This is a genomic window from Sulfitobacter sp. 1A15106, from assembly GCF_043556995.1.
Taxonomy (GTDB): Bacteria; Pseudomonadota; Alphaproteobacteria; order Rhodobacterales; family Rhodobacteraceae; genus Sulfitobacter; species Sulfitobacter faviae.
On sequence record NZ_JBIFFM010000026.1, the window covers coordinates 1 to 9,307 of the forward strand.

The window sequence follows — 9,307 nt, forward strand, 5'->3', positions numbered from 1 at the left end:
GCACTCCCCATCATAAGATGGGTTCGTTCTCGCAGCCCGGATCACACCCTACAACGTGACCCCGGGCCAACGCTTACAATTAGCCTTATCACCCCCGTTGAATTGCGGGCCAAGGATTCAATGGGTTCGGGTGGACTTACTGCAGCGTATCTAATCTCAAATACTTTCAAGTAACCTCTGGTAACTTTCTCTGGGAGCTTGCCAGGGAGCGCGATCACAAGGACCTTGAAGTATGACCTGCTAAGAGTCGCACTTGAAGGTAGCGCGCGCCCTTTGCTGGAGTGTACTGGAGCCCCGCAAAACAACTATTCAGCGGCGTAGAAACTTTGCACACCGTTCTTGTCGTGAATGGCTTCAAGAGTTACCGCCTCAAACGAGGTAATCTAGGACTGCTTCGGAAAATCGTTATCTTGTGATGTCTTTCAACCAATCAAGAAAGACCGCGAGGCGTCGCAGCCCCGAAGTCCGGGTCAGATAAAGTGCCGTGAAATCCAGTGGCTTGACGTCGAGCTGCCCCGGAAACAGGTCGACCAGCCGGCCCGCGGCGACATCTTCGCGCACCATGTATTCAGAAAACCGTGCGACGCCGAGGCCGTTCAGCACCAACGCGCGAACAGCCTCGCCATTTTCGGCGTGGATTGCCGGCGGGACAACCACCGGACCGGGTAGACCGTGAAACCGCAATTCGTTGATACGCTGCGGTGAGGAGAAGCGCACCTGTTCCAGCCTAGCCAGATCTTGTGGGCGCGCAGGGCGGCCAACCCTGTCGAGGTAGTCCGGCGCGGCGACCAAGCGCCAACCCGCCTGCCCCAGTCTGCGAAACAGCAGATCGCTCTCCGGTGGTGGCCCAGAGCGGATCAACACATCGGCATGGCTGTCGATCAGGTCGACGGGGCGGTCGGTCATGTCGAGTGTGAGAGCAATCTCAGGATAGGTCGCTCGAAATTCGGCCAAGCGCGGCGCGAGGACATGCAGGACGAAGGGCACGGGCGCATTGACCCGCAACGGGCCGCGCGGCGATCGGCCTGCATCAGCAAGATCGGCAAGCGCCTCTGCCCGGGCGACAATATCTCGCGCTGCCGTGAGCAGCTCCCGGCCCTCCGGCGTCAGCTCGATCGCCCGCGTGGACCGGCGCAGCAGCGTAACGCCAAGCCCCCGCTCCAGCCGCGTCACCGTCCGGCTGAGCGTGGAGGGTGCTGCCCCCAGCCTGCGCCCGGCTTCAGCAAAACCGCCATCCTCGATGACAGAGATGAAAACCGCGAGATCGCGGGTCTCGGGTAATTCGTGCATTTGACGCAAAAGCCCTTTCCAGTCTTGACCCTTAACGCAAAAGCATATCGCGGGCATCTGTCCGGGGAAAGCGTGAACAGGAGAATCCCCCATGCCCCTTGCCCTATGGGCGCTGACCATCAGTGCATTTGCCGTTGGCACGACTGAATTCGTGATTGTCGGCCTCATCCCCACTATCGCTGCGGACCTGGATGTCTCGCTGCCTTCCGCCGGCCTTCTGGTCAGCCTCTATGCTCTCGGCGTTACCATCGGCGCGCCGGTACTGACCGCGCTGGCCGGCCGGATGCCGCGCAAGACGCTGCTGCTGTCCTTGCTGGTGCTCTTCATCGCCGGAAATGCCTTTGCCGCCTTTGCGCCCGGTTACAACAGCCTGGTCGCCGCGCGGTTCATGACCGGGCTGGCGCATGGCGTGTTCTTTGCCATCGCCTCGACCATTGCCACCGACCTTGTTGATCGGGAAAAGGAAAGTTCGGCCATCGCACTGGTTTTCCTCGGGCTGACCGTGGCGCTGGTAACGGGCGTGCCGCTGGGCACCTGGATCGGACAAAGCTTCGGCTGGCAGTCCACTTTCCTCGGCGTTGTCGCCTTGGGCCTCGTCGGGCTGATCGCCTCGGCGCTCCTGGTGCCGTCTAACCTGCGGCAAGGCACGCCGCCGTCGCTGCGGGCTCAGGCGCAGGTTCTGACAGCCCCGCGGCTGCTGTTGGTCTACCTGATCACGGCGGTCGGCTATGGTGGTAACTTCATCGTCTTCACCTACCTCGCCCCCATGCTGACCGATGTGACCGGTCTGGCCGCCGGCACGGTAAGCCTAGTGATCCTCGTTTACGGTGTCTCGGTCGCGGTAGGCAATATTCTCGGCGGCAAGCTGGCCGACAGCATGGGCCCGGTGCCTGCGCTGACGGTGATCTTTGCCGAGCTGGCGGTGCTGCTGGCGCTTCTGGGCCTGTCGCTGACCTCACCTGTTGCGACCATCGCGGTTACGGCACTCTGGGGTGGCTTTGCCTTTGCCAATGTGCCCCCGCTACAAAGCTACGTTGTCCAGATCGCGCGTGAAGTCAGCCCCGATGCTGTCGACGTGGCCTCGGGGCTCAACATCGGCGCCTTCAACTTGGGCATCGCGCTTGGTGCCTGGGCCGGCGGGCTGGTGGTGGAAGGCGCGGGCCTCACCGCCGCGCCCTTCGCCGGGGCCGTGATCGTCGCGCTCGGCATCGTGCTGACGCTGATCTCGGGCCGTCTTGGCCGCGGCTCCGTGACTGTGGCCGCCGAGTAAATGAAGACCTGGCAGGCCAATGCAATGGCCCGCCCCCCCAATCGGAAAAAGGAGAACACGACATGAGCCTTTGCAACATCGGCCCCGCGGGCATCCCCAACCTCGGCCTCGGCACCTTTCGCATGAAGGAAGGCGAAGCCCGCGATATCGGGACCGCCGCCCTGGCCGAAGGCTACCGCCATATCGACACCGCGCAGGCCTACGAGAACGAGCAGGAGGTGGGTCAGGCGCTGAACGCCGCGGATGTCGCCCGCGACAAGGTGTTCGTGACCACCAAGATCCTGCCAAAAGACTTTGCCGCCGCGGATTTCCGCAAAGCGACCGAAGCTTCGCTGAAGGCGCTGAATACCGACTACATCGACCTGCTGCTGCTGCACTGGCCCTCGCGGGAGGTGCCGCTGGCCGAAACCCTGCCGGTACTGGATGCGCTGATCGCTGAGGGCAAGGTGCGCTTTGGCGGCGTGTCGAACTTCACAACCGCGCAACTGGAAGAAACCGCTGGAATCCTCAACGCTCCGATCGCGGCAAACCAGGTGAGCTGCACCCCTTCATCGACCAATCCAGGCTGGTGCCCTTCATGCAGGCACGCGACATCCCGGTCGAGGCCTATGCGCCCCTCGCCGTGGGCGAAGTGATGCAGGACCCGACCCTGAAAGACATCGCCGCGGCGCATGGCACCTCGGCCGCCGCCGTATCGGTGGCCTGGATCCTGTCGAAACCGCTCGGCGTGGCGATCCCGAAGACCGCCAAGAAGGAAAGGCTGGCGCAGAACCTGGGTTTTGCCAACCTGACCCTGACCGCCGAAGATATCGCCCGCATCGACGCCCTCTCCCGGCCCGACGGGCGGATGGTGGCGCCGGATGGCCTTGCCCCCGACTGGGATTGATATAGCCGGGCGCCGTTCACCCGACGCCCGCTCCTTCCGCCACTGAGGCACGGAAGGCCGCCGGGGTTTGCCCGGTGATCTTCCTGAAAACGCGGTAGAACGCCGGAACATCGGTGTACCCTACCGCTATCCCCACTTCCGCCACCGACGCACTGCTGTCGGCCAGGAGCACCCGGGCGCGTTCGATGCACAGCGTCCGGGTGTAGTCGGTCAGGCTTAGCCCCGTGGCTGTCTTGAACCGCCGCTGAAGGCTGCGGGGCGACAGCCCCTCGGCCCGCGCCAAAGCTTCCAACGGCGGGATTTCCTGCAGTTGCTTCAACCGCTGTTGAACGCGCAGGATCGGCGCATCCGCGTGATCTGTCACAGGCACAAACCGCCGGAACCGCCGCTGATCCCGCCGCCCGGGATCGACCACGAAATGCCGCGCCGTGGCCAGCATGGCGTCATGCCCCTTCAGCCGCTCGATCACCATCAGTGCTAGGGCACTGCCAACTTGTTAGCGCGCTCTGAGCTGGTTACCGTCCACGAATGAAGATACTCTAAAATGCCGCGCCTGAATGGATTTGGTTTTCTGTACGTGGGCATTGTCGGAGTCTACCAACGATTTGCGCTCAACTTCGCTGACCTTGAAGACCTGCTCGCGGAACGCGGTGTAGCGGTCAACCGAGAAACGATCCGATGATGGGTCAGCCGCTTCGGAGGCCGTTTCGCGAATTATCCTAGGCGAGACCAGCCAGCCGCAGCCGACAAACGGGATTTGGACGAAGCAGTCATACCGATCAACTTCATAAGCACGGGCTCTGTCGGTCCGTGGGTGCGAACGAAGATGTTCTTAATATTCTTGCTCAACCACGGCGGAGTGCCAAGGCAGTCTAGGGCTTACTGAGGCGGTTGACCTCCCAAGTCGGTGAACCCCGCGTAGTGATCACGGATTAGTCGCCGAGCAGAAAAAGGATTGAACAATCGGTTCAAAGGAACAAGCAGACCCACACGAAAGCGCGAAAAGCTCATGGGGCGCTTCAATTCGAAAAGCAATCGCAAAGGCATTGTCAGGTTGTTGATGTTGCTTCGGTTCACGCATAGCGCTTGCGGATGATCAGCCAAGTTTCACAACTCCGCTTGAAGGGATTCCGGTTTCCTCGGTCCATCATCTCCTATGCTGTGTGGGCGCACCATCGCTTTGCCCTGGGCTTGCGCGATGTCGAAGATCTTCTGGCCGAACGAGGTGTGATCGTCTCGTATGAAAGCATCCGGGTTTGGTGCCAACGGTTTGGACCGCAGATCGCGGCCAAGATCCGTCGCGACCGCCCAGCTCCGTCCGGCAAATGGCACTTGGACGAAGTGGTCATCTCAATCCGCGGGCGGAAACACTGGCTTTGGCGGGCGGTCGACGCGAACGGAGACGTATTGGATATCTTGGTGCAAAGCCGCAGAAATGCTCAGACTGCCAAGCGGTTCCTGAAAAAGCTGATGAAGCGATGGGGCGTGCCACGCGTGCTTGTAACTGACAAGCTACGCAGTTATGGCGTGGCCGTCCGGAACCTTTGTTCGGGGGTCGATCACCGCTCGCACAAGGGGTTAAATAACCGGTCCGAGGCGTCGCACCGACATACGCGACGACGAGAGAAAATCATGGGGCGTTTGAAAACCCCGCGTCAAGTTCAGCGGTTTCTATCCGTCCATGATCAAACCGCCACCATCTTCCGACCGCAACGCCATCACCTTTCCGCAGCATCTTATCGCCACGCCCGGGCCGATGCATTCAGCCTGTGAAATAACTATGCGGCGGAAATGGCAGTCTGAACCAGACGCGGATATTGATCACGTCCGGGCATTACAACCTGACAATGCCCGCACAAGCGCTCTCTTCCGAGGAGGTCGCGAGTTACTGCAACTCACCTTCCTTTCGAAAGGGTATGTACCTGTCCGAAGGGGCCAACGTACAGCCGGCCCGCCTAACCCGCGCGCTCCGAAAAGCCGCTATAGAGCGTGGAGTGAGAATCTATGAGCATACGCCGATGCTCGGAGTGGATTCTGGCGCTCCAAACCGTATTAGGACGAAAGGCGGGTCGCTTAAGGCTCGTGATGTCGTGCTCGCGACCAATACCGCGCTCGCCAGTGAAAGCTGGGTGAAGCCTTATGTTACCGTTTTTTCAAGCTATGCTCTTATGAGTGAGCCAGCAGAAAGGGAGCTGGCCAATATGGGGTGGACGGGTGATGAGGGGATGGCGGATATGCGGATGTTCGTCCATTACTTCCGGAAGACTGCGGATAATCGTGTGCTGATGGGGTCTGGGTCAGGTCCCATTAGCTACAATGGTAGCTCGACATCCCCCCTCCTCACCGAAGATCAAGCGTCCGGTGCCCGCGCAGTGGCGGGCTTGCGGCGCCTACTCCCCGGACTTTCCTCAGTGGGCGTTTCCAAGGTCTGGGGTGGCGGGATTGACATCTCTTCGGACCGCCTCCCCTTCTTTCGCACACGTCCCGGAACGCGCATTCGCTACGCGGCTGGCTATTCAGGTCACGGAGTTAACCCTACCTACATTGGAGGTCAGTGCCTGGCGGCTTTGGTGCTTAACTCTAAGGACGAATGGGCGAACTCGCCGTTCTGCCGTCGGGAAGTTCCCAAGTTACCACCGGAACCATTTCGGACAGTTGGTGGTCGTTTAGTGCGCCGATCGATCATGGGCTGCGAAGCGGCAGAAGATCTAGGAGAGAAGCCGCGGCTTCTCTACCGTGTCGGAGCTGCGATCCCTAAAACCTTCGGCTTACGCATAGGGACGAGATAAAACCTGCGCCAGTGGTTTGATCTCGTCGCCTCGCTTAACACTATTATTAATACGGTTGCGTAGCTTCCTGAACGCGAAACGGCGAAAACTGTTAAATCGATAGGTGCCTCACTGCGGGCGGCCACGAGGACATTGGCACGCACCCGGCGGTGATACCTTCTCCCCCGCCAAGGAGTTCGGTCGGCTGCGGCTTAAAGCGCCTGACCCTGACAATCGCCAGCTGACTCGATGAGACTTGCAAAATCTGAAAAAGACCATATCGTACTTCAAAAGGACCACATTCAGGCGCGGTCCTTGTCCGAGGCCGAGGAGGCGCAAGTTATGATAGAACGAACATATCCTCTTTCAGATGCTCAACACCACCAGAAGCGCAAGCGGGTGGGGCGTAGCGCCATGGGGGTGCTCGTGGAGCGTGGCCTGCTTCCGTCGATAAATGCTGAACGCATCAGTTGCGTTCTCGACATGCTGTCTTCGCCTGTGAGCGATGTATGGAGCGTCACCCGGATCAAGAGCAATCCTGGGGCCTTCATGTCAGTTGTTATCAAGCAGAACCCACAGATCATGTCGGACACCAAGCGCAAGGATGCCGAGCAAATTGTGGCGCTTTCCGTGGAAGACCTGGTGTCGCTCGTCGAGGCCGCAACCCAAGCCGCCGGGCCCGGCTTTGCCACGGGCAAGGAGATGTACGCAAGACTGGCCCGGAGCGGCGCGCCGCTCGAGGTCACGACCCGCGGCCTCGCCCCGAGATCCCAGTCACGCCTTTCGATTAAGGACGCGCTGTCCGCACGGCCCGCAGCCGGCGCGGAAGGCTGAGAACGCATGCTGATCCCGGGGCCCGTCGAGACCTTCCAGATCGTCGATCGCTCCGCCGATCTTCCGGTCATGCAACACTTGGCCGTCACCGAGGATGTCATTGCCTTCGCGGCGCCAGCGCTTGCGGCAGTGGCTGACGCCTATGCCGGCGAGTCGGAAGCCGAACGGTTCCGGTTGAACAACCGCCTCGACGAGCTCTTGCGGGATTGTGCAGACACTACCGCTCCGGGCCTGGGAGAGGCAGCGCCCTACTACCTGATGTTGCCCTTTTCCCAGGGTGCCGTACACAGCTTCGCCAAAATCAGGCAGGTTCTCGGAGAAGACGATATCTTCTCCACCCAGACCTACGCCATCGCGCATAGCGAAGATGTCCCGCTTCTGCTCATCCGGACTGCGACGGCACAAGCGCACATGGGCACGCTCTACGACGCCGGCATCGACATCCATGTTTCGTGGATCGACACCTCCACGGAAGGTGCCTGACATTCTCTTGCCTGCTCCACAGCCCGGCTCTGCCACGATCCTTGCCCTGCATGGCGGTGGCTTCCTAGGCTATTTCTCGGCCTGCATCGCCGCGACCCTGCAGGCCCGGCGGCAGGCCTTGAAGGCAAGCGGACCATTCAGCCGAAGTTTCGATGCCATCTGCGGCACCTCGGTCGGAGCGATCCTTGCCGCAGGACTCGCCACGAACACGGCGCCATCGGACATCGTCTCGCTGATGGCAGAGCGTGGCGAATCCATCTTTCCGAAACGTCGTTTCATGTCGACAGCCCCGGGCATCCTGGCGGCCCGTTTCGATCCCGCGCCACTCAGGGGCCTGCTTGCAGATATCCTTGGCACCGTCCGCCTGGGCGAGATCGATCGCGTGCTCGTCATCCCAGCTGTCAACGAGAGCACCGGCCGGCCAGTCATCTTCAAGAGCACGGAGCCCACACATTGGGATATCCCCCTGCTCGATGTCGTTATGGCCTCCGCCGCGGCACCGCTTTATTTCCCGCTCCACCGGATCGGAAGCGAGCGCTACACAGATGGAGGATTGATCGCGAACGGTCCCGCCTTGCTGGCTTCGGCAGAGCTCACTAGCCGCTTCGGGATTCCGGCCAGCCATCAACGTGTGATCAGCATCGGCACGACACGCACGGCGCTCGCCAGCGCCGTCAACGCCTCCGCGCGCGACGGATGGGGCGGATTGCGCTGGATCTGGGGCGGCGGGCGCCTCCAGCAGCTGCTGATGAGCTGCCAAGAAGACCTGCACTCCGACATGCTTGCAGGCCTCGGGCCCGGTGGCCGTCTGCATCTCGACATGGAACTGACCTCAGGGCAGGCTGACAAGGTCCACATGGTCAAGGCAGATGCAGAGGCCATGAACGTTCTGAGCCTTGCTGCAACTAAAGCTCTCTCTTGTGTTACGCCGCAAGACCGGAGCTTTCTCGATCGTGTTCTCGCACGCCAAGCACGCAGCCTGGCCTGGCGCAGAGATGCAGGCCGCTTGATGCCGGTTCTGGCCTGAACGGCGCGCCTGCTCGCCGATCAGGACGTCATCTGGGTTTCCAGCAACAGCGCCGCGAACGCCGCCATCTTCAAAAGAGGTCTCGAACGACCTTCCTCATCGGATCACGATCCGTAGCACTTAACATTATTGCCAATAGTGTTAACTTACCCGTGGCGCTTCGCATTTCCGCAAGGTCTGGTAGGTAGGGTTTTCCGCCGGCAGCTGCGAGTACATGGTCCTCGGCTTCGCCTACGCAGCATCCGGTAAAGAGGGCGGGAAACGGTCGTTCGCTGTCTTTGCGAAGGCAAGCAGTCAAAGAGGCGAAAGCGGCCATTCGGATATAAGTTCAAAACTCCGCAAAGCCACAGCGGTGACCAAAGGCAGCACTGCGCAAAGGAGCTGCCCATCAATTGCTGCTGTTGTTCGAACTGATCTCACAACGCTACGAACGCAGATCAGCCCTGACCACCAGCAGAGGTTGGACCAAGGCATGGATACCAAACGACCTATGTTCGGCAGAGCCGACACGTAAGAACTACAGTCACGCTAGCACATTGGAGCATCGATCAAGACCGGATCAGAACCGAACGTCGGAATCGCCCCGCAAGCTCCAAGCGTCGCCTGGGGCGGGCCGACAAATTTCCTTCCCTCACCCCAAATAAATCTGCCCTGAGGGATATTTCACCTTACGAACGCTGCGCGTGGCGAGGAAGAACCCGATTGCCAAGGGCCCGACCCGCCCGACGAACATAATCATCATGATGATG

Annotated in this window: 8 protein-coding genes and 1 pseudogene; 7 read left to right on the forward strand and 2 right to left on the reverse strand. The window is 60.7% G+C overall.

Annotated elements, in window-relative coordinates; translation table 11 throughout:
* Window positions 1-405 precede the first annotated feature (405 nt).
* Window positions 406-1,290, reverse strand: a complete 885-nt coding sequence (locus ACGYKA_RS19790; protein ID WP_304951604.1) for a LysR family transcriptional regulator — start codon at window positions 1,288-1,290, stop codon at window positions 406-408.
* Between the two features lie 91 nt (window positions 1,291-1,381).
* Here ACGYKA_RS19790 and ACGYKA_RS19795 point away from each other — a divergent pair, with 91 nt between their 5' ends.
* Both ACGYKA_RS19795 and ACGYKA_RS19800 read left to right on the forward strand, forming a co-directional pair.
* Complete coding sequence (locus tag ACGYKA_RS19795; RefSeq protein WP_304951603.1) at window positions 1,382-2,560, forward strand: MFS transporter; 1,179 nt, start codon at window positions 1,382-1,384, stop codon at window positions 2,558-2,560.
* 122 nt (window positions 2,561-2,682) lie between these two features.
* Window positions 2,683-3,446: pseudogene (locus ACGYKA_RS19800) on the forward strand (aldo/keto reductase).
* A gap of 16 nt (window positions 3,447-3,462) precedes the next feature.
* Here ACGYKA_RS19800 and ACGYKA_RS19805 read toward each other — a convergent pair.
* Window positions 3,463-3,918, reverse strand: coding sequence for a helix-turn-helix domain-containing protein (locus tag ACGYKA_RS19805; protein WP_304951600.1), 456 nt, complete (start codon window positions 3,916-3,918; stop codon window positions 3,463-3,465).
* Between the two features lie 620 nt (window positions 3,919-4,538).
* On the opposite strand from ACGYKA_RS19805, the gene ACGYKA_RS19810 reads away from it, so the two are divergent.
* The 5 genes from ACGYKA_RS19810 (at window position 4,539) to ACGYKA_RS19830 (ending at window position 8,558) form a co-directional block, all read left to right on the forward strand.
* Window positions 4,539-5,219 (forward strand): IS6 family transposase, encoded by a 681-nt coding sequence (locus tag ACGYKA_RS19810; protein WP_304951599.1) that lies wholly within the window; start codon window positions 4,539-4,541, stop codon window positions 5,217-5,219.
* 74 nt (window positions 5,220-5,293) lie between these two features.
* Window positions 5,294-6,235, forward strand: coding sequence for an NAD(P)/FAD-dependent oxidoreductase (locus ACGYKA_RS19815; RefSeq protein ID WP_394394187.1), 942 nt, complete (start codon window positions 5,294-5,296; stop codon window positions 6,233-6,235).
* 228 nt (window positions 6,236-6,463) lie between these two features.
* Window positions 6,464-7,048 (forward strand): hypothetical protein, encoded by a 585-nt coding sequence (locus tag ACGYKA_RS19820; RefSeq protein WP_304951598.1) that lies wholly within the window; start codon window positions 6,464-6,466, stop codon window positions 7,046-7,048.
* Between the two features lie 6 nt (window positions 7,049-7,054).
* Complete coding sequence (locus tag ACGYKA_RS19825) at window positions 7,055-7,531, forward strand: hypothetical protein (RefSeq protein ID WP_304951597.1); 477 nt, start codon at window positions 7,055-7,057, stop codon at window positions 7,529-7,531.
* On the forward strand, window positions 7,524-8,558 hold the full coding sequence (locus tag ACGYKA_RS19830) for a CBASS cGAMP-activated phospholipase (protein WP_304951596.1): 1,035 nt from the start codon (window positions 7,524-7,526) through the stop codon (window positions 8,556-8,558). The genes ACGYKA_RS19825 and ACGYKA_RS19830 overlap by 8 nt, the downstream gene beginning before the upstream one ends.
* The last annotated feature ends 749 nt before the right edge of the window (window positions 8,559-9,307 follow it).